At 58.3% G+C, this 19,770-nt stretch carries 15 protein-coding genes; 9 read left to right on the top strand and 6 right to left on the bottom strand.

Features of this window, described 5'->3' with window-relative positions; genetic code table 11:
• Positions 1-213: 213 nt before the first annotated feature.
• Both BUB60_RS09670 and BUB60_RS09665 read right to left on the bottom strand, forming a co-directional pair.
• Positions 214-912, bottom strand: a complete 699-nt coding sequence (locus tag BUB60_RS09670; protein ID WP_073078271.1) for a response regulator — start codon at positions 910-912, stop codon at positions 214-216.
• Positions 899-2,410 (bottom strand): sensor histidine kinase, encoded by a 1,512-nt coding sequence (locus BUB60_RS09665; RefSeq protein WP_073078269.1) that lies wholly within the window; start codon positions 2,408-2,410, stop codon positions 899-901. Before BUB60_RS09665 ends, BUB60_RS09670 begins: the two co-directional genes overlap by 14 nt.
• A 430-nt stretch (positions 2,411-2,840) precedes the next feature.
• Here BUB60_RS09665 and BUB60_RS09660 point away from each other — a divergent pair, with 430 nt between their 5' ends.
• From BUB60_RS09660 to BUB60_RS09635, 6 genes are all read left to right on the top strand, one after another.
• Positions 2,841-4,382 (top strand): ABC transporter ATP-binding protein, encoded by a 1,542-nt coding sequence (locus BUB60_RS09660; protein WP_073078267.1) that lies wholly within the window; start codon positions 2,841-2,843, stop codon positions 4,380-4,382.
• Complete coding sequence (locus tag BUB60_RS09655; protein WP_073078265.1) at positions 4,379-5,560, top strand: ABC transporter permease; 1,182 nt, start codon at positions 4,379-4,381, stop codon at positions 5,558-5,560. Before BUB60_RS09660 ends, BUB60_RS09655 begins: the two co-directional genes overlap by 4 nt.
• Positions 5,557-6,534 (top strand): ABC transporter permease, encoded by a 978-nt coding sequence (locus tag BUB60_RS09650; RefSeq protein ID WP_073078263.1) that lies wholly within the window; start codon positions 5,557-5,559, stop codon positions 6,532-6,534. The genes BUB60_RS09655 and BUB60_RS09650 overlap by 4 nt, the downstream gene beginning before the upstream one ends.
• 29 nt (positions 6,535-6,563) lie before the next feature.
• On the top strand, positions 6,564-7,223 hold the full coding sequence (gene deoC, locus BUB60_RS09645; RefSeq protein ID WP_073078261.1) for a deoxyribose-phosphate aldolase: 660 nt from the start codon (positions 6,564-6,566) through the stop codon (positions 7,221-7,223).
• A 2-nt stretch (positions 7,224-7,225) separates the two neighbouring features.
• Entirely contained in the window at positions 7,226-7,639 is a 414-nt protein-coding gene (cdd, locus tag BUB60_RS09640; RefSeq protein WP_073078259.1) for a cytidine deaminase, read from the top strand.
• A 67-nt stretch (positions 7,640-7,706) separates the two neighbouring features.
• Positions 7,707-8,885: a BMP family lipoprotein gene (locus tag BUB60_RS09635; RefSeq protein ID WP_073078257.1), complete on the top strand. Its 1,179-nt coding sequence runs from the start codon at positions 7,707-7,709 to the stop codon at positions 8,883-8,885.
• Between the two features lie 534 nt (positions 8,886-9,419).
• Here the strand turns inward: BUB60_RS09635 and BUB60_RS09630 are convergent.
• The gene (locus tag BUB60_RS09630; RefSeq protein ID WP_073078254.1) at positions 9,420-11,021 is read right to left on the bottom strand and encodes a PucR family transcriptional regulator; all 1,602 of its coding nucleotides are present in this window, start codon (positions 11,019-11,021) and stop codon (positions 9,420-9,422) included.
• A gap of 868 nt (positions 11,022-11,889) precedes the next feature.
• Between BUB60_RS09630 and BUB60_RS09625 the strand changes: the two genes are divergently transcribed.
• The 3 genes from BUB60_RS09625 to BUB60_RS09615 all read left to right on the top strand — a co-directional run bounded on the left by BUB60_RS09625 (position 11,890) and on the right by BUB60_RS09615 (position 16,063).
• Positions 11,890-13,221 carry a sugar ABC transporter substrate-binding protein gene (locus tag BUB60_RS09625; RefSeq protein WP_073078252.1) on the top strand — a complete coding sequence of 444 codons (1,332 nt, stop codon included), beginning with the start codon at positions 11,890-11,892 and terminating at the stop codon, positions 13,219-13,221.
• Positions 13,222-13,514: 293 nt separating this feature from the next.
• Complete coding sequence (locus BUB60_RS09620; RefSeq protein ID WP_073078249.1) at positions 13,515-15,044, top strand: sugar ABC transporter ATP-binding protein; 1,530 nt, start codon at positions 13,515-13,517, stop codon at positions 15,042-15,044.
• Positions 15,044-16,063, top strand: a complete 1,020-nt coding sequence (locus tag BUB60_RS09615; protein WP_073078246.1) for an ABC transporter permease — start codon at positions 15,044-15,046, stop codon at positions 16,061-16,063. The genes BUB60_RS09620 and BUB60_RS09615 overlap by 1 nt, the downstream gene beginning before the upstream one ends.
• 69 nt (positions 16,064-16,132) lie before the next feature.
• Here BUB60_RS09615 and BUB60_RS09610 read toward each other — a convergent pair whose 3' ends face one another.
• From BUB60_RS09610 to BUB60_RS09600, 3 genes are all read right to left on the bottom strand, one after another.
• Complete coding sequence (locus BUB60_RS09610) at positions 16,133-16,462, bottom strand: rubredoxin-like domain-containing protein (RefSeq protein WP_073078244.1); 330 nt, start codon at positions 16,460-16,462, stop codon at positions 16,133-16,135.
• A 154-nt stretch (positions 16,463-16,616) separates the two neighbouring features.
• Positions 16,617-18,584 carry an oxidoreductase gene (locus BUB60_RS09605; RefSeq protein WP_073078242.1) on the bottom strand — a complete coding sequence of 656 codons (1,968 nt, stop codon included), beginning with the start codon at positions 18,582-18,584 and terminating at the stop codon, positions 16,617-16,619.
• A 57-nt stretch (positions 18,585-18,641) separates the two neighbouring features.
• Positions 18,642-19,751 carry a GGDEF domain-containing protein gene (locus BUB60_RS09600; RefSeq protein ID WP_084726383.1) on the bottom strand — a complete coding sequence of 370 codons (1,110 nt, stop codon included), beginning with the start codon at positions 19,749-19,751 and terminating at the stop codon, positions 18,642-18,644.
• Between the last annotated feature and the right edge of the window lie 19 nt (positions 19,752-19,770).

Below are 19,770 nucleotides of genomic sequence, written 5' to 3'. Positions count from 1 at the left end.
ATTTGATTTTACGGAGTTTTATAACAGACCCTTCCTTCGCGACCGGAATGTTTCACGCCTTATTCTAACAACTTTGCTGTGACCGCGGTGTGAGATCATGCCGGTCCGCGTGAAGCGGAAGTGAAAAATTGCTCTGTCGTGTGCGTATTTCGTGAGAAAAAACAGGCCGCGCCGTTGAAATAACGGCGCGGCCTGTTTACATAAATTCATGGCTTATTCGTCCACCAGCCGGTAGCCGACGCCGATCTCCGTTTTGATATACCGGGGCTTGGCGGGGTTTTCCTCGAGCTTCCGGCGAAGGCCCGCCATCAGCGCCCGCAGCGCCTGGGTATCGCTGCCGTAGCCGGCGCCCCAGACCTCCCTGATGATATAACCCGTCGTCAGCACCTTGCCGATGTTTTTAAAGAACAGAGCCAGCAGGCTGTATTCCAGCGGCGTGACATGCAGCTCCTCACCGTCCAGATGCACAAGGCGCTTTTTCAGGTCGATGGAGAGCCCGCCCACCTCCAGGCTCGTCTGCGTCTGTAGCCCCCGCTGCTTGTAGAGGTGGCGCAGCGCCACCCGGACGCGCGCCAGAAGCTCCGTGGCGGAAAACGGCTTTGTCAGGTAGTCGTCGGCGCCGCCGTCCAGCGCGGCGGCCTTCTCCTTGTCCTGGTCCCGTGCGGAGACGACGAGGATGGGCATGTCGGACCACTCCCGCACCCTTTTGATGATCTCCATCCCGTCAAGGTCGGGGAGCCCCAGGTCCAGGAGCATAAGGTCGACCTTTTCGGACAGGAGCAGGTTGAGCGCGGCGTGCCCGGTATCCGCCGGCGTGCACCGGAAGCCCTCGGACTGCAGAGCAAAGGCGATAAAATTCCTGATCGGCGCGTCGTCCTCCACCAGCAGGACATGTTCGTTATACCTGTTCATTTTCCGCCTCCAGCGGCAGCGAGAATTTGAACTCGGCGCCGGTATGGTCCGGCCTGTTGCGGGCCGTAATGGCGCCGCCGTGGGCCTTGACGATGGCCTGACAGATGGCAAGGCCCAGGCCGATGCCGCGTCCGGCGTCCGCCTGCTTCGCCGCCGTGGTATAAAACGGCTGAAAGATGTTGGGCAGATCGTCCGGCGCGATGCCGGTGCCGCCGTCCAGAACGGTGAAATTGGCAAAGCGCCCTTCGGCATCGACGGTGACGGAAAGCTCGTCCTCCGGCGCCGTGTGCTTCAGGGCGTTGTCCAGGAGATTGATGAGGACCTGCCGGATGAGCGTGGCGTCCATAGGGACCAGCAGCAGCGCCTCCGGCGTTTTGACGGCAATCTCGCGCTCCGGCGCGTGCCGGAGCACATGGTTTACCGCCGCGTCAACGACCTCCTCGGCCGCCTCCGGCTGCTTTTCAAGGAGCAGCCGCCCGTCGTCCAGCCGCGTCAGGCTCAGGATATTTTCCACCATGGCGTGCAGCCAGTCGGCGGAAGTGCAGATATCCCGTATGAGGGCGTGGCGGGGGTCGCTTTCGTCCGTCATGGCCATCAGCATTTCCGACGTGCCGATGATGCCGGAAAGCGGTGTGCGCAGGTCGTGGGAGATCGCCCGGAGCAGATTGCCGCGGTAGCGCTCCTGCTCGGCCAGCTCCCGCGCCTTGATATTTTTTTCGGCCTCCCGCAGGCGCTCCATCGCCATGGCGGTGGTCTCCACCATGGAACGCAGAAGCCGCCGCTCCGCCTCGCTCATCAGCAGCGCCCGCTCCTTCGGGATGCGGATGATGCCGAGGACGCTCTCCCGGCCCAGAATCGGCCAGGCCGCCTCGTCGGCGTAGACGTCCTTCTGGAGCCTCACGTAGGAGCTTTTCCGTTCCGGGGGCCCGCCGTCCCGCTCCGGGGCCACGTACAGCGGCTTCAAATGTCTGTATTCCGGCAGCTCGCTTTCGTTGATGTCCAGAAGCTCCGCCGTACAATAGAAGTATTCGCTGATGGCGCCGAGGATGACGCCGGTGATTTCCTGCATATTTTTCGCGTCGCTCAGGCGGTAGGTGAGGTTATAGACGGCTTTCGTCTCGGCAGCCTTCTCCCTGGCCTCCTGAGAGCTCCTTTTGGCGTGGGAGGTGAGCGTGCTGGTGATCACCGCCACGACCGTCATAACGGTAAACGTGATCCAGTAGCTGGGGTTGCGCACCTCCAGCGTATAGTGCGGCTCCGTGAAAAAATAGTTGTAGGCAAACGTCGCGATGATCGACGAGAGGAAGCCGAAGAGATATCCCTTGGCTTGCCAGGCGACCAGCAGCACCGCCAGCAGATATACAAGGACCGTGGCCGTCTCCGGGAAACGGAGGTACCGGAAGAGATACCCCACGGCCGTGGCCGCACCCAGCAGCAGGACCGTCAGCACCACGTGCAGGACGGCCGTTTTCATTGTCGCGAGGTTCTTTTCTCTCATGCGCGCACCTCCCGTCTTTGGCCCCATCGTATCAGAGACGGCTGCGGAATTCAAGGATTTCGCCGCCCTGGGAATTGAAAACGCCCTCGCGGCAGGCCGAAAATAAAAAATAATAAAAATTTGCTCTGTACGAAAAGACAAAATGGTTATATAATGCTTAGTGTCTTTACATATGTTAACTTCCAATGAGGGAATAAGACGCGAATAAGGCGGCATGAATATAAATTCCGCCTGGAGGATGGAAAGATATACGCGAATTTTGCCTGAACAAAGCGGTTCATCGTCCCGGTGAATCGCTTTTATAGCGTATAAATATGAATCTGGATTAATATTAAATCACGTTGCTTTTCTGACGCATTTATAGGTATAATATTGACAATAATTTGCATGCGGAGACAGCGGCAAATCATTACCTGCAGGGGAGCTTTGTATGGACTATGTCATAGAAATGCTGAATATCACCAAGGAATTCCCGGGTATAAAGGCCAACGACGATATCACCCTCCAACTGAGAAAAAGTGAGATTCACGCGCTTCTCGGTGAGAACGGCGCGGGCAAGTCGACGCTGATGAGCGTCCTCTTCGGCCTGTACCAGCCGGACGGGGGCGTGATCAAAATGGGCGGCAAAGAGGTACAGATCAGAAATCCCAACGACGCCACCGCGCTGAATATCGGCATGGTCCATCAGCACTTCAAGCTGGTTGAGATTTTCACCGTGCTGGAAAACATCATCCTCGGCATGGAGCCGACGAAGCTCGGCTTTCTCAGCACGAAGGAGGCCAGGGCGAAGGTTTGCGCCCTCAGCGAGAAGTACGGGCTCATGATCGACCCGGACGCCCGGATCGAGGACATCACCGTCGGCATGCAGCAGCGGGTGGAAATACTGAAGATGCTGTACCGCGACAACGACATCCTGATTTTTGACGAGCCCACCGCCGTTTTGACGCCGCAGGAAATCCGCGAGCTCATGGCGATCATGAAGAGCTTCACCGCCGAGGGCAAGTCTATTCTCTTTATCACCCACAAGCTGCAGGAGATCATGGAGGTGGCCGACCGCTGCACCGTGCTCCGCAAGGGGAAGCTCGTCGGCACGGTGGACGTGAAGGACACGACCAAGGAAGAGCTCTCGCGAATGATGGTCGGGCGGCCCGTGAGCTTTACCGTCGAGAAAAAAGACGTCTCGCCCGGAGACGTGGTCCTGGAGGTCGAGGGCCTCACGGTGCCGTCGAAGCAGCACCGGAACAATGCCGTGAAAAACGTGTCCTTCAAGGTCCGGGCGGGAGAGATCGTGTGCCTTGCCGGGATCGACGGCAACGGCCAGACCGAATTTTCCCAGGCGTTGACGGGGCTTGAAAAGCCCAGCGCCGGAAAGATCCGGCTGCGGGGCTGCGATATCACGAACGCCACGGTGCGAAACCGCTCCAAGATCGGCATGAGCCATATCCCGGAGGACCGGCACAAGCACGGCCTCGTCCTGGATTTCACACTGGCGGAGAATCTGGTGCTCCAGCGGTACTGGCAGCCGGAATTTGAAAATCTTGGGTTTATCAGAAAGGACGCCGTCCGCGCATATGCGGACAAGCTCATCGGGCAGTACGACATACGGAGCGGCCAGGGCGGCGCCACGGTGGTGCGCGCCATGTCCGGCGGCAACCAGCAGAAAGCGATCGTGGCCCGGGAAATCGACAAGGACCCGGAGCTCCTCGTGGCCATCCAGCCGACGCGGGGCCTCGACGTGGGCGCTATCGAATATATCCACAAGCAGCTCGTCCATCAGCGGGACACGGGGAAGGCCGTGCTGCTGGTCAGCCTGGAGCTGGACGAGGTCATGAATATGGCCGACCGCATCCTGGTGATGTACGAGGGCGAGATCGTCGGCCAATTCGATCCGAAAAAGACGACGGTGGAAGAGCTGGGCCTGTATATGGCGGGCGCCCGGCGCATGCCGGCGGGAGAGGGGGCGCAAGAATGAGCAGATTTCGGGAAAAAATACTGGGTGCCGGCCCGCTGAGCATCGTATCGTCGCTCATCTCCATTGTCATCGGCCTCCTGTTCGGCTGCGCGCTGCTCTTTATTCTGAAACCGGCGGCGGCGCCCCACGGCATCGTCAGCATGCTGACGGCGGGATTCAGCGCCCCGGAGAAGTTTGCCAAGGTGCTTTATCAGGCCGCGCCGCTCATTATGACGGGGCTGTCGGTGGGATTCGCGTTCAAAACGGGCCTGTTCAATATCGGCGCTTCCGGCCAGTACACCGTCGGCGCGTGCCTGGCGCTCATCTGTGGCATCGTCCTGAAAATGCCCTGGTGGGCCGGGCTGATCGCCTCGATGATCGGCGGCGCCGTCTGGGGCGCTTTCCCAGGGGTTCTCAAGGCGTACTTCAACGTCAACGAGGTCATCACCTCCATCATGTTCAACTGGATCGGCCTGTTTGCGGTGAACCTTGTGCTGTCCAATATCCCCTCGGTGCTGGCAAACTACTACGGCGCGGCCAACGCCGACAGGACGGCGGCCCTCGCCGCGGCCAACAAGTCGGCCATCATCCCCAATTTGGGCCTCGACAAGGTGCTGAACTCCAATTATATGAACATCAGCGTTTTCCTGGCCGCCATCCTCGCCATCGTGATGTATATCATTCTGAACAAGACGGTCTTCGGCTATGAGCTGAAGGCCTGCGGCCACAACAGGAACGCCAGCATTTATGCCGGCATCAACGCCCGGCGGAACATCGTCCTGTCCATGATCATTTCCGGCGCGCTGTCCGGCATTGCCGGCGGGCTGTACTATCTGGCGGGCACGGGGCAGTACACCATCGATAAAAACCTCCTGCAGATGGGCTTTAACGGCATCCCTGTGGCGCTCCTGGCCACCAGCAACCCCGTCGGGACGATCTTTACGGGGATGTTCATCTCCTATATCCAGGTGGGCGGCGACGCGATGCAGCCGGAATTCGCCGTTGAGAACATCACGGTCATCGTCTCCGTCATCATCTATCTGTCGGCCTTTGCCCTGCTCATGCGGAACGTTATTTCAAGGCCCCTCCTGCGAAGGAGCGGGCTGAAAACGGCGGAGGAGCATGAGGACGACGGCCGGCCCTCCGGCGGCGGTCTATTGCCGAAAAGCGACAGCGAAGGAGAGGTGACCGGTCAATGAACATTCTCGGCGATCTGATTAACTCCATGATCATGTTCGGCGTGCCGCTGCTCCTGGTGGCGCTGGGCGGCATGTTCACCGAGCGGGGCGGCGTCATCAATATCGCGCTGGAAGGCGTTATGATCATCGGGGGCCTGGCGGCGTGCCTGTTTTTAAGGGCCGCGGACCTGGGCGGCTGGGGCCAGTCGGCGCCGCAGCTGGCCATGCTGCTGGCGATTCTCGTGGCCGGGGCGGTGGGCATCCTCTTTTCGCTGCTGCTGGCGTTTGCGGCCATCAACCTGAAGGCCGACCAGGTCATCGGCGGCACGGCCCTCAATATCTTCGCGCCGGCCTTCGCCATCATCCTGACCTGGGCGATCCAGGGCCAGGGGCAGACGACGATCAATCTGCCGAAATGGCTCCGCATCGGCCGCGTCGTCACGGAAAACGACGGCTTTCTCTACCGCGTCCTCTTTAAGAACTTTTACCTCACGACGATCGTGGCCGTCGTCCTGTTCATCCTGGCCATCGTCGTCCTCTACAAGACGAGGTTCGGCCTTCGCCTCCGGTCCTGCGGCGAGCATCCGTCGGCGGCGGACTCCGTGGGCATCAACGTCTACAAAATGCGCTACGCCGGCACGGCGATCTCCGGCTTTCTGGCCGGTATCGGCGGCCTGGCATTTACGGTGGCGGCCGGCAGCGGCTTTGTCGCCACGGTGGCCGGCTACGGCTTTTTGGCCCTGGCCGTCATGATCTTCGGTAACTGGAAGCCGCTCAACATTCTGGGAGCCGCCCTGTTCTTCTCGCTGTTCAAGGTCGTCGGTTCCTACGCCTCGTCCATTGCGTTCCTGCCGCACTTCACGGGTGTCAGCAACTCGCAGTATATCTATCAGATGCTGCCGTACGTGGTGACGATGGTCGTTCTCGTCTTCACCTCAAAGAAATCCAGGGCGCCGAAATCAGAAGGCATCCCCTACGATAAAGGCCAGCGGTAGCCTTATATCCGCACGATTGGAGATTCATTATGGATATTAAAGAAATCCTGTCAAAGGTTGACCATACGGTACTGGGTGTCGACAGCACCTGGGCGCAGATCAAAGAGCTGTGCGACGACGCAGTGAAATATCAGACCGCCAGCGTCTGCATCCCGCCGTCGTTTGTAGGGCGCGCCAAGGACTATACCGGGGACCGCATGAAGGTCTGCACCGTCATCGGGTTCCCCAACGGCTACGCCACAACGGCGACAAAGGTCTTTGAGACCGAGGACGCCGTTAAAAACGGGGCGGACGAGATCGACATGGTGATCAACGTCGGCCTGTTGAAGGACGGCGACCTTGCCGCCGTCGAAGGAGAGATCAGGGCGGTAAAAGCGGCCTGCGGCGGCCGCGTCCTGAAGGTGATCATCGAGACGTGCTTACTCACGGAAGACGAGAAAAAAACGATGTGCCGCATCGTCACCGACACCGGCGCGGACTTTATCAAAACCTCTACCGGCTTTTCCACGGGCGGCGCGACCTTTGCGGATGTCAGGCTCCTGAAGGCCAACATCGGCCCCAAGGTGCAGGTCAAGGCGTCCGGCGGGATTTCCTCGCTGGAGGACGCCGAGGAATTTATCCGCCTGGGCAGCGGACGCCTCGGCACAAGCCGGATCGTCAAGATTTTAAAAGCGCGGGAGGCGCGCTGAGCATGGACCACGCGGCGCTTTTAAAAGCGGCTGTTGACGCCCGGAAAGCCTCCTACTGCCCCTATTCCCATTTTGCGGTGGGGGCGGCGCTCCTCTGCTCGGACGGGACCGTGTATATCGGCGCCAATATAGAAAACGCGTCGTTTTCCCCGACGGTCTGCGCCGAACGCGTCGCGTTTTTCAAGGCCGTATCGGACGGAAAGAGAGATTTTACGGCCATCGCCGTCAGCGGCGGGAGAGAGGGCGGCGGGCCGGACGCGCTTGTCGCGCCCTGCGGCGTCTGCCGCCAGGTGATGATGGAGTTCGCAAAGCCCGACGCGTTTGAGGTCGTCCTGGCGGACGGCGGCGGAAATCCGAAGGCGTACAGGCTGAGCGATATCCTGCCTCTCGGCTTCGGGCCGGAAAACCTCGCATGAACCGTGTAAAAATGTGGCGCAAATGCAGTCTCAAAACCACATTTAATAAATTTCAGGAGGATAAAACATGAGAAAAATCTTTTCAGTGCTTCTTGCCGTAGTGCTGGTCGTCGGCCTTGTCACTATTGCAACCTCGTGCGGCGGGTCGAACACAGCCCCGTCCCCCTCGGCGTCCGCCTCCGCCGGCGCTTCCGCAACGCCGTCCGCCTCGCCGTCGTCCGCGTCGGGCACCTATGAGCTGGCCCTCATCACGGACGTCGGCAATATCGACGACAAGTCCTTTAACGAAGCGTCCTGGAACGGCGTGAAGGCATACGCGGAGGAGAACAACATCACGTACGCGTATTACCGCCCCACCGAGGACTCCACGGCGGCCCGCGAGGAGACCATCGCCACCGCCATCGACAAGGGCGCCACAGTCGTTGTCTGCCCCGGCTATCTGTTTGAGGAAGCCATCTACGACGTGCAGACAAAGTATCCCGACGTGCAGTTCCTTCTGCTCGACGGCCAGCCCCATCCGGCCGACGACGCCACCGCAATCAAGATCAACGCCAACGTCCACTGTATCCTGTATAAAGAAGAGCAGGCCGGTTATCTGGCCGGTTACGCCGCCGTCATGGACGGCTACACCAAGCTGGGCTTCGCCGGCGGCATGGCTGTCCCGGCCGTCATCCGCTACGGCTATGGCTTCGTCCAGGGCGCCGACGCGGCCGCTGCCGAAAAAGGCCTGAAGAAGGGCGACGTTCAGATCAATTACTGGTACGCCGGCGGCTTCGGTCCCACGGATGACATCCGTACCAAGATGGACGGCTGGTACACCGGCGGCACGGAGGTCGTCTTCTCCTGCGGCGGCGGCATCTACAACAGCATCGTCGCGGCGGCTGAAGCGGCCGCCAACGGCAAGGTCATCGGCGTCGACGTCGACCAGTCTGCCGTCTCCACAACGATCATCACCTCCGCCATGAAAGAGCTGGCCGTCTCCGTCCAGCAGTCGCTCAAGGCGCTGTATGACAATAGCAAGGCGTGGCCCGCGGACCTCTCCGGCAAGACAGCCACGCTGGGCGCCGCTGAGGGCGACGTCGGCCTGCCGACAGAGGGCGACTCCTGGCGGCTGAAGACCTTCACCGTCGACCAGTACAAGGCGCTCTTTGACAAACTCGTCAGCGGCGCTATCGTCGTCAACAACAGCTCCGACCCGAAGACGACCCCCACCGTCAACCTCGTCACCGTGGATTACCAGGGGTAAGATTTTCAACAATAAACAAGCGCCCGCAAACTGCGGGCGCTCGTTTATTATGTACGTGTCATTGCCGCCGCAACGAGGCGCAAGGCCCACCATGCTGTCATTCTCGCCCAATTATATAATTTTCGCGCAATCATGTCATTCCCACCCAATCATGTAATTCCCGCCCAATCATGTAATTTCCGCCCAATCATGTCATTCCCGCGAAGGCGGGAATCCACAGCTTTCGCGCGGGCCTGGATTCCCGCCTTCGCGGGAATGACATTTAAATAAGCGCGGGAAGACTCATAATAAAGTACGAATATAAAGTACGAATATAAAGTACGAAATTAGTACTTGATGAAGCATGAATGACTCTTAAACAAGAGTGTAGGGGCCGCCGTCTTCGGCGGCCCGCATGCAGAGCACACACGGGGAATGGGCCGCCGAGGACGGCGGCCCCTACACGGGAAGGAACGAGGCGAATACAGATCGCCCCTACGTGCGTGGTACCCGTAGGGGCGATCTGCGATCGCCTGTATTGCGACGGCTTCCGATTTATTCGTTGTTAAACCCGTAGAGCTCCAGCAGGATAAACGACATCAGCATCATAAAGCGGACGGAGGGACTGTCAAAATCGACGCTGAGCATTTCCTCGATGCGGCTGATGTGGTAGAGGACATTGTTGCGGTGCATGTTGAGGGCGGCGCCCGTCCCGGTTGCGCTGCGTTCCAGGCTCAGATATGTCTGCAGGATCTGGACGGTGTTGCTCTTGTGGCGCGCGTCGTAATCGTGCAGCTTTCTGAGCATGGCGTGATAATCGCTGTGATACCACAGCTCCGCGTTCGGCTCGTATTCGCCCACGAGGCAGAAGATATAGCTGTCGGAAAAGTGGTTGATCCGCGGGGACTGCTTTTCGTCCTGGAGGACCAGACGGCCCCCCGTGCCGCCCCTGCCGAGGCGGTCGATGTACTTGAGCGCCAGCGTCGACTGCCTGAAGGAGAAGGGAATCTCGTCCAGCGCGTCGAAAAAGAGGCTGACGCCGCAGAGCGCGTCGTATTTCTCCAAAAAGACCTCGAGGCTCCGGCAGATGGCCTGCAGTTGCTCCTCCGGGTCGTCGTGGGGGAAAAAATTGTTGATGGCGACGATGCGCTGCTGGTACCGGATGAACCGGAATCTCGGGAACAGATCGGAAAACTCCATGAGCATCTTGCCGATGGACATGTTGGCCGAGTCGTTGGAGATGATCTGAAAGAGGCAGTACCGGCCCGTCAGCGGTATCCCCACATATTGGGCCCGCTCCTCGATGACCTTCTTGCTGGAGATATTCCCCTCGATGAGGTCCGTCAAAAACGTGTCGTATATGTGGTTGCACGCGCTCTTTGCCTCCCAGGCGCGCTCGATGTAGACGGCCAGCGCGTCCAGAAACATCTGAAAGAGGTCGATCATGCCGGGCGTAAGCGGCTTCCTGTTGCAGGTGAGCACCACGTGGGCGAAATAGACGTTGCGGAATTTGAATATCTTATTGAGGGCGACATACTTCGCCGTCGTGCGCGTGTCGTCGATATAGATGCCGTCGGCCATTTCCCACTTTCTGAAAAGGTCGTACTCCTTGAACTTCTGGATGGATTCCTCCGGGTGATAGCCGTATTTGACGAGATTGACGCAGATCGGGTCGTCACAGGGGATAAATCTCGAATAGGCCAGCAGCATCAGCGAGGAATCGGAAACGGCGATGTAATTGTCAATAACGGGCGCGCACAGATCGACGATGTCCTGCATCGACCCATCGTGGATCATCGTTTCGTGCATCTGCTGTATCCAGTCGAGAATGGCGAAGAATCTGTTCTGTACCAGCATCAGCAGCGCATTGGGCGAGATGTTCTCGTTGATGATGATCAGGCCGTTGAGAGCAGCGTCCGTCTCCGCCTCGTCCTTGACGCGGTCGCGCAGGCAAATGCAGCAGATATCCACCCCCTCACCGCGCAGCGCCAGCGCCTTGGCAAGGCCACCCACGTAGATGCAGTCGCCCGCCATGTCCCCGGTATCGTCGGGCAGCGGCAGGCATCGGGAAAACGACAGCTTGCTGCCGGAGGACACGTGAATTTCCTGCCGATAGGACTCCAGCACATCGAGGATGATGTTCAGTGAAATCTGCAACTGTCTTCCCTCCGCTCTCTCGATAATATGTCAACCAATGTTTAAAGTATCTCATGGCCGGCAGGTGAAGTCAATTTTGGCTGTCGAATTTTGTAATATACTACAAAATTCGACCCTGTTAATTTGGGCAGAATAGTTCTTCGCCATTTTCGCTGCCGGCATTTCTGCCTTTTATGACAACTGCCGCCCAAGGCCGTTGATTTTCCTCTGTTAATCGGGTGCCGGTTTTGCGGCGGCGGCAGCGAATGATAATCTGGTCGAAAATATATATTGTAGGATAATATAATAAAATTTAAATATTGTATGGCAAAAGTACAAATTATGCCGGAGCAAAAACATACGCTCGAAAAAAGAAGAATAAAATCGAATTTTTTTTATACCTGGCACGATAGATTGCGCGACGCATTGTAAGGTGCGCCAAAGACTTGGAACGTCCATCGTGCTATTATAGTAAAAAGTCACAAATGGGCCGTGCGCGGCGATGCAATCATCGGCAGATGTACTAAATGCACAAAATTTTAGGGCCTGTTTGCAACAATACGTCCCCCATATTCTCTTGATGACAGATGAGATTTTTGCTATATAATAATCCGGAGCTCACGGCGCGGATTGAATATCTCTGCAAAACAAAGGGCAAACTTTCTTCCAGAGGCAATAATTATCAGAAAACCGCGCGCCGGGGAATTTCCCCGCCGTCCGGACCATGGCTGAGGCTATTGCTTTGTTCCATATATGAGTTCCGCCTTGGCGGGAGATAACGTGTCGATATGTATCCGTGAGCCAGATTGGAAAGCGGGTGAATATAAACCGAAAATACGTAAAATATTTCGTCGAAACGGCAAATAGAAAAACTAAGGAGGAAAAACAGTTGAAAAAGTTAAAGATGGCAGTCCTTATCGTTCTCGTTCTTGTGATGTCCGCATCGCTCCTCTACGGCTGCGCGCCAAAGACGGAGCCGTCGGCATCGGCGTCCCCGTCCGCGTCGGCCACGCCGTCCGCGTCGCCCTCGGCGTCGTCCCCGGCCACGACCTCTCCGGAGATCCCCGCGATCGGCGACCCGAATTCCGAGGTCTATACGATGTCCAACAGGATCCCCTGGAGCGGCCTCTATGGCCCGCAGGAGAAGTCCCGCGCCAGCATCGACAAGGCCATCAAGGCCGACAACAAGAAGGACAAGGTCAAGGTCGGCTACGTCACCTGGACGAACGGCACCCCGTTCTTTGCCGCCATGACGGAGGAGATCACGAAAGAGTGCCAGAAGAACGGCTTTGAGCTGACCACTGCGGTCTCCGACGGCGATCTCAACAAGCAGGTTGCCAACATTCAGAACATGGTGACGCTGGGGGTCGACGTGATCATCGACTGCGACCTGGACGTCAACACCGAGACGCCCGCCATCAAGGACGCCGTCGCCGCCGGCGTTCCGGTCATCGGCCTCGGCCTGCCATTCCAGGCGGATTCTCCCGCGATCACCACGGCGGCCACCACGTATTACGAGCAGGGCTTCCTGGTCGGCAAGTATGCCGCGGACCAGTATAAGGACAAGGAAGTCATCGCGGCCACGAGCCCCGGCCAGATCGGTCACACGATCGCGGAGAGCAAGCTCAACGGCTTTATCGGCGGCTTCGTCTATGAAAGAGCGATTCAGATGGGCAAGCCCTTCCCCTCAAGGGAAGACGCGATGCTCTACGGCTATAACCTCGAGCAGCAGATTGTCAAAACCGCGAAGTTTTCCGATCCGGATTACAACTGGTCTGTTGTCGCCTCCCTCGACGGCGCCTGGAGCCAGGAGGGCGGCATGAAGGCCGCGCAGGATATCGTTACCGCGCACCCGGACATCAACCTGTTCTTCACCGATAACGACCAGGAAGGCTTCGGTGCCATCAAGGCTCTGCAGCAGGCTGGCCTGAAGGTCGGCACGGACGTTCTGGTGGCAAGCGTCGGCGATGGCACGAAGGAAGCCGTTCAGATGGTCAAGGACGGCACGTATCTCTGCCTCACGCTCGCCAGTCCCTACACCTGGGCCAAAACGACCACCGATCTCGTCTACAAGATCTTCCACGACGGCTTTGACGCGACAAATATGCCCAGCGAAATCTTTATGCAGAATGTCCTCGTCACAAAGGATAACGCGGATCAGTGGCTCAGCGACAGCGAATTCTCGACCCTGCCCGACGTCACGTTTACGACACTCGGCTGATAAACCCGCAAGACGCATTAATAATGGCAAGTCCTATGGGTCGAAGGATCTATAGGACTTGCCAGTCCCGGTTTTAACGACGACTGCTGCCGGAACAGGCGCCCCCTGCGCGTTTCGGTTTACATATTTCATCGAGGAAAGCTTCGGACGGTTATTGCTAATATTTTAGGCTTGATTTATCCTTGCCCGAGCGGCTATGATTATGACACACAGGTATCGGTATTCGCGTCCCAAAGCGAGGGGCGCAGGAGAAATGAGAAATAAACGGCGCAGGTCAAAAGGGGAGAGAACATATGGCTGAAACAGCAGAAATAAAAGTGACGGCCGACGTGCAATACCACGTGGACATGCAGAATATCTGCAAGATATTCGGCGGCGTCAAGGCGTTGCAGGACGTCTGCTTTCAAATCAGGTCAGGCGAGATCCACGCGCTGATCGGTGAAAACGGCGCGGGCAAGTCAACGCTGATGAAGATCCTGTCCGGGGCCTACGTCCGGGACAGCGGCGAGATTTACATAAACGGGAAAAAAGCGAATATCGGCTGCCCGAAGGACGGCATCGAGCACGGCGTCTCCGTCATATACCAGGAGTTTGCCCTTATCGGCAGCCTGACGGTGGCGGAAAATATCTTTATCGACAAGCTCAGCGAAAAGGGAAAGCTGATCAACTGGAAGAAGCTCCGCCAGAAAGCGCGGGACGTTTTGGACAGCCTGGGCTTTGGGAATATTCCGGTAAATAAAATGGTGTCGGAGCTCAGCGTCGCCCACCAGCAGGTGGTGGAAATCTGCAAGGCGCTGGCCCGCGAGTCGTCGGTGCTCATCCTGGACGAGCCGACGGCCGTTCTGGCCACCAGCGAGGTGGAGCAGCTGTTCAAACTGCTGAACGATCTCCGGGCCAAGGGCGTCGCGATCGTCTACATATCACACCGCCTGGAGGAGATTTTCAGGCTGTCCGACCGCATCACCGTCATGAAGGACGGCTGCTATGTCGGCACGTATGAGACCCCGAGCATTGACGAGAAAAAGCTCGTGAGCCTGATGATCGGCCGTACGCTGGAGAGCTATTTCCCCGCGCGGGAATCGCATATCGGCGAGACAATTTTTAAGGTTGAAAACATTGCCAGCGGCCGGGCCGTGAAAGACGTGTCGTTTGAAGTCCACGAGGGCGAGGTGCTCGGTATTTCCGGGCTCGTCGGCTCCGGGCGGACGGAGACGATGCGGGCGATCTTCGGAGCCGATCCGCTGGATTCGGGAAAAATTTACTTAAACGGCAAGGCCATCAAGGTCAAATCGCCGCGCAGCGCGGTAAAACAGGGTATCGGGATGCTGCCCGAGGACCGGAAGGCCCACGGCGTGCTTTTAAATCTGCCGATCCGGCAGAACATCACGATGACCCGGCTGAAATCATTTACCGGCCTGTTCAACGTCATAAGTAAGAAAAAAGAGACAGACTATATCGAGGATATGGTACAGAGGCTCGCCATCAAGGTCGGCTCCGTTGAAAACAACACGAGCAGCCTTTCGGGCGGCAATCAGCAGAAGGTCGCCATCGCCAAGCTCCTGGCCTCGGACTGTAAGGTGCTCATCCTGGACGAACCGACCCGCGGCGTCGACGTCGGCGCCAAGATCGAAATTTATAAGATCATCAACTCCCTTGTGGCGCAGAAGTACGCCGTCATTATGATCTCCTCGGAGATGATGGAAGTCATCGGTATGTGTGACCGGGTTATGGTAATGCGGGCCGGCAGCATCGCCGGTGAGCTCGAAAAGGACGAACTGACAGAGCAGAACCTCATTAATTATTCGATGGGAGTAAACGTGTAATGGAAACCACCGTGAAAGAGAAAACAATATCCAAAAAGAAAAGAGCGCTGTCGGTCAAGGATATCCTGATCAAGTATAACGCGCTGCTGATACTGGTCGCCCTGATCGTCATCGCGTCGCTCATCTCCAGCCACTTTTTAACGTGGCGGAATATTTTCAACGTCCTGATGCAACAGGTGCCGTATTTCCTGATCTCCCTCGGCGTCATGCTGACGATCATGACGGCCGGCATCGACCTGTCGGTGGCCGCCATCGCCGGCTGCGGCAACGTCCTTTGCGCCATCCTGATTCAGGCGTGGGGGCAGACGAACGCCGCCATGCTGATCCCGGCGATCATCCTTTCCGTCGCGCTGGGCTGCGCCATCGGCGCGGTCAACGGCCTTCTGATCGGCAAGCTGCGGATGGCCCCCTTTATCATCACCCTGGCCATGATGTCCGCCGGACAGGGCCTGGCGTATATGCTGACGGGCGGCGCTCAGATCCAGCTCAAGCCGGAGATCGCCGCGGCCAACGCGCTGAGCTGGTTTGCCAACGCCAGAGATCCCATCGGCGTCCCGCTGCCGGTTTATTTCACGCTTCTTGTCATCGTGATCTTCTGGTTCATCATGCGCTTTACGCCGTTTGGGCGCCTTATCCTGGCGGTGGGCAGCAATGAGTCCGCCGTCCGGCTGGCTGGCATCAACGTGACGAAGTACAAGTTCCTTGTTTACATCATCAGCGGCGGCCTGTCGGCACTGGCGGGCGTTTTCAACGCGGGGCGCATGTCTTTGGGCAATCCGGCCCTCTCCACCAGCGATTACGCCCTGACAACGGTGGCCGCCTGCGTCATCGGCGGCGTCGCGCTGGAAGGCGGTAAGGGCACCGTCGTGTTCACCATCGTCGGCGTCCTGATCCTGGCGCTCATCACCAACATCATGAATCTCCTGAGCGTCGCTTCCTACCCGCAGCTGGTCATCAAGGGCGCCATCATCGTCCTGGCCATCTTCCTGAGCAAGCTCGGTCAGAAGAACAACGCTTAAGCCACAGCGGCCGAAACAAGCAAAAACCAAAATACCCCCGCCGGAAGGCGGGGGTATTTTTGCGTTATTTTACCATTTGCCTTTGCCGATATGGCCGGCGATCTCGGCCTTGCTGCGCTGCTTGATGACCCAAGCCTCATCGCGGGCCTGCTTGAACAGGGCCACGCACGGGGGATCAAGATTGATCTCGATGCCTTCCTTGGCCAGCGCCTGGATTTTCATGGCCAGCTTAACGATTTCCATATGGATGTCGTTGGTGCGGTCGGACGCGTAAATCTTCTTGGCGTCCTCTTCCGACAGGGCGGCGAACTTGTCCTTCGGCGCGCCGCACTTCGGGCAGGCGTCAGGCGCCTCCGGGCCCTCATGAGTAAAACCGCAGACTGAGCATTTCCACAACATAATGATGACTCCCTTCAAAATTTGTTTATTTTTAATAATAGGAATTATTATTAAAATTATAATATCACACGCCGCGCCATTTATCAACAGATATATTTTAGATTTTGCAGTTTGTATTGCTGTTTATGCAGGCGCCGGCGCTCGCAGGGCTTTGTTAGAACCGCCCGATGTCCCGCGCGATGGTAAAAGCGGTGCCGGTGGCGTTCATGATGTTTGCCGGCGTCACGCAGTCGCCGATCTGGTAAAACTCGGGGGCGCAGAAGCGGAGGGCGGAGGCTTCCTCCTGCAGCGGACGCTGCCCGACGGCGTAGACCACCGTATCGGCAAAGAAGAACTTGCCCGCGCCCCCAGACTCACAGTGGACGCCGATATCGGTGATTTCCGTGGCCCTGGTGCTCAGCTGCAGGTCGATATTATACCGCCTGAGCTCCGCCTTGAGACCCAGCACGTGCAGAAAATTGCCGCCGTCGGAGATGTGGTCCAGCATCTCGATAATGGTGACCTTTCTGCCGAGCATCGCCAGATAAATGCCCAGCTCGATGCCCACAAGGCCGCCGCCCAGGATGGCGACCGACGCGCCGGCCTTTTCGGGATTTATGTAAGTCTCCTCGGCGGACAGGACCGTCTTGCCGCCGATGCCCGGGATATTCGGCTTCACCGGACGGGCGCCGAGGGCGGAAATGATCACGTCCGCGCCGACGCTTTCGGCGTATTCCGGCGTGACCTCGGTGCCCAGCCGGAGATCGACGCCGGCCCTGGCGACGGCGTCGGCCTGGCTGTTCAAATAGTCGTCCAGCTTCTTTTTGAAGGGCACTCTTTCCTCGCAGCGGAGCGCGCCGCCGAGCCGGCCGCTTTTTTCGCAGAGGATGACCTCATGCCCGCGCTCTCTTAAGGTGAGCGCCGCCTGCATCCCGGCGATGCCGCCGCCCGCCACCAGGACTTTTTTGGAAACGGCGGCCTCGGGGATGTCGTACTTCAGCTCCAGGTCCCGCCCGGCCTCCGGGTTGATGGCGCAGTAGTCCTGTCCGTTGGAAAGCTCGCTGGAGAAGCAGGCCAGGCAGCGCATGCATTTACGGATTTCACCGGTACGCCCGGTACGGATCTTCAGCGGCAGGTCCGGGTCGGCGATGAGCGCCCGGGCCATCTCGACAACGTCCGCCTGCCCGGAGGCCACGATCTCCTCCATAAGCTCCGCGTCCCCCAGCGCGCCGACAGTGGCCACCGGCGTCTCCACGTGCTTTTTGATCTCGGCCGCAAAGGGGACGTTGCAGCCGTCCGGCAGGAACATGCTGGGGTGGGTGACGGCAAAGACCTCCTCCACCTCATGGCTGCCGGCGGAGACATGGATCAGGTCCACGTGGCCGTCCAGCATTTTGGCGAAGGCGACGCCCTCGTCGATATCGTAACCGCCGGCGTAACACTCCGAGCCGCTGATGCGGATTTCGATGGGGAAGCCGGGGCCGACTCTTTTTCGTATGGCGTTGCAGACGGCCACGGCGAGCCTGGCGCGGTTTTCAACGGCGCCGCCGCCCCATTTGTCCGTCCTTCTGTTGAGCTCGGGGGAGAGAAACTGGTGCAGGAGCCAGCCGTGGCCGGCGTGGATCGTCACCATGCCGAAGCCACACTGTTTGGCAAAGGCGGCGGCGTCGGCGAATTTATTGATGGTGCGTTCAATGATTTCCTCCGTCATGGGGAGGATTGTACGGCCGTCCAGTTCACATTCAACGGGACCGTAGGCCACGCCCTTCGCCGCCGCGCCGAGAAAGGACAGGCTGCGGTTGGCGTACATCCCGGCGTGCTGCAGCTCCTGGGAGGCCACGGCGCCGTGCCGGCGGATGGCGTGGGCCACGCGCGCCAGGGAGTGGAGCGCCAGCGGATTATCCAGGCAGATGTGATAGTCACCGCCCCGGCCCAGCTCGCCGTCGACGATGCCCTCGCAGATGGCCACCGAGGCCACGCCCCCCATGGCCTTCCGCTCGTAGTACGCCGCGGCGCCTTCCGTCAATACGCCGTCGCCCTTGATGTCCTGATATCCCGTGGGAGAGGCAAAAAGGCGGTTCCTGAACAGCGTGCCGGCCAGCTTGATCGGCTCAAAAAGATGCGGGTATTTAAAGTCGCTCATTATTCTGCCGCGCCGGCGCTGCGGCGCGTCTCCTTCCGTTTTTTGATTGTGACGCCGTCAGGCGCCGTCTTGCGGCGGCCTGCCGTCGGGCCCGATATTTTTATGCTGATACATCAGATCGTCGATGTGCTTCAGAAAATCCTTGGCGTTGACGGAGTCGTCAAAGCAGCAGTCGTAGCCGATGCTCAGGCTGATCGTATAGGGGGTCCGTTCCTGCGCGTTGAACTGCGCGACATTTTCGTTGAGCCTGTCGATGGCTTTTTGCAGGTCGTCCCTGCTCTGGACGTGCATCACCACCACGAATTCGTCGCCCCCGAACCGGGCGATCAGATCATTTTTGCGAAAGGTTTTTTTGAGAAGCTCCGCCGTGTCGATGAGGGCCTGGTCTCCGGCGCTGTGGCCGTACATATCGTTGATGGTCTTAAAGGAATCCAGGTCGATCATGAGCCCGGCCAAAAGGCCGCTTTCGCCGTGCTGTCCCTTGCTCTGCAGGTACTTGTCCAACTGCCGCCTGTTAAACAGGCCGGTCAGGTAATCCGTATAGAGCTGGATATTCTGGATGCTGATAAAGATGATCAGGGTGGCGATCGTGGTGCAGGCCCAAATGAGCGACAGGCCGTAGTAAAGCCATTGTACAACGCCCCCGATAAAAGGGAAGAACGAGAAAACGGCGATAGGGACAAAGTACTGCTTCGGGATTGCCCGGCGCCTGATAATCGTCAGCACCCACGCGTACGCCAGGTAGAAAAACGCGGCGAGCGCCATGATGAAAAACAGCCTGCCGCGGTGGTAGACGTTGCCGCCGTCAATATAGAACAGCAGGCCGTTAAAGGCGCTCAGTACGGACAGAACCAGATTTATAAACGCAGGTGCGACGGCCGGGAGCAGGACTTTTTTCAGATGCCCGGCGTCCTTGTACACGTGAAAGTCCACATAGAAATACCAGACCATGCAGAGACCCGGCGTCAAAATATAGTAGAGGACCGTGACGGCAATATAGATGTTTCGCGTCAGGGCCCCGGGCCGCCCGTCGAGGAGCCACATCAGCGAATCCACGATCAGGATAAAGGCTTCGGTATAGACGAGCAGCATAAAGAGCTTCTGCTCGGTGAGCATCTGCTCCCAACGGCGCTGGGTATTGAGGTAAATCAGGACAAGGATGGCCATGCAGAATATATTCAGTTCC

It is taken from the genome of Sporobacter termitidis DSM 10068, from assembly GCF_900130065.1.
GTDB classification, from domain to species: Bacteria; Bacillota; Clostridia; order Oscillospirales; family Oscillospiraceae; genus Sporobacter; species Sporobacter termitidis.
This window is presented reverse-complemented; position numbering and strand designations above follow the sequence as displayed.

Coding starts and splice junctions, on each gene's coding strand:
- deoC (WP_073078261.1), top strand. CDS start 6,564: ATGGATATTAAAGAAATCCTGTCAAAGGTTGACCATACGGTACTGGGT.
- BUB60_RS09655 (WP_073078265.1), top strand. CDS start 4,379: ATGAGCAGATTTCGGGAAAAAATACTGGGTGCCGGCCCGCTGAGCATC.
- BUB60_RS09650 (WP_073078263.1), top strand. CDS start 5,557: ATGAACATTCTCGGCGATCTGATTAACTCCATGATCATGTTCGGCGTG.
- BUB60_RS09665 (WP_073078269.1), bottom strand. CDS start 2,410: ATGAGAGAAAAGAACCTCGCGACAATGAAAACGGCCGTCCTGCACGTG.
- BUB60_RS09610 (WP_073078244.1), bottom strand. CDS start 16,462: ATGTTGTGGAAATGCTCAGTCTGCGGTTTTACTCATGAGGGCCCGGAG.
- BUB60_RS09600 (WP_084726383.1), bottom strand. CDS start 19,751: ATGGCCATCCTTGTCCTGATTTACCTCAATACCCAGCGCCGTTGGGAG.
- BUB60_RS09605 (WP_073078242.1), bottom strand. CDS start 18,584: ATGAGCGACTTTAAATACCCGCATCTTTTTGAGCCGATCAAGCTGGCC.
- cdd (WP_073078259.1), top strand. CDS start 7,226: ATGGACCACGCGGCGCTTTTAAAAGCGGCTGTTGACGCCCGGAAAGCC.
- BUB60_RS09615 (WP_073078246.1), top strand. CDS start 15,044: ATGGAAACCACCGTGAAAGAGAAAACAATATCCAAAAAGAAAAGAGCG.
- BUB60_RS09620 (WP_073078249.1), top strand. CDS start 13,515: ATGGCTGAAACAGCAGAAATAAAAGTGACGGCCGACGTGCAATACCAC.
- BUB60_RS09635 (WP_073078257.1), top strand. CDS start 7,707: ATGAGAAAAATCTTTTCAGTGCTTCTTGCCGTAGTGCTGGTCGTCGGC.
- BUB60_RS09670 (WP_073078271.1), bottom strand. CDS start 912: ATGAACAGGTATAACGAACATGTCCTGCTGGTGGAGGACGACGCGCCG.
- BUB60_RS09660 (WP_073078267.1), top strand. CDS start 2,841: ATGGACTATGTCATAGAAATGCTGAATATCACCAAGGAATTCCCGGGT.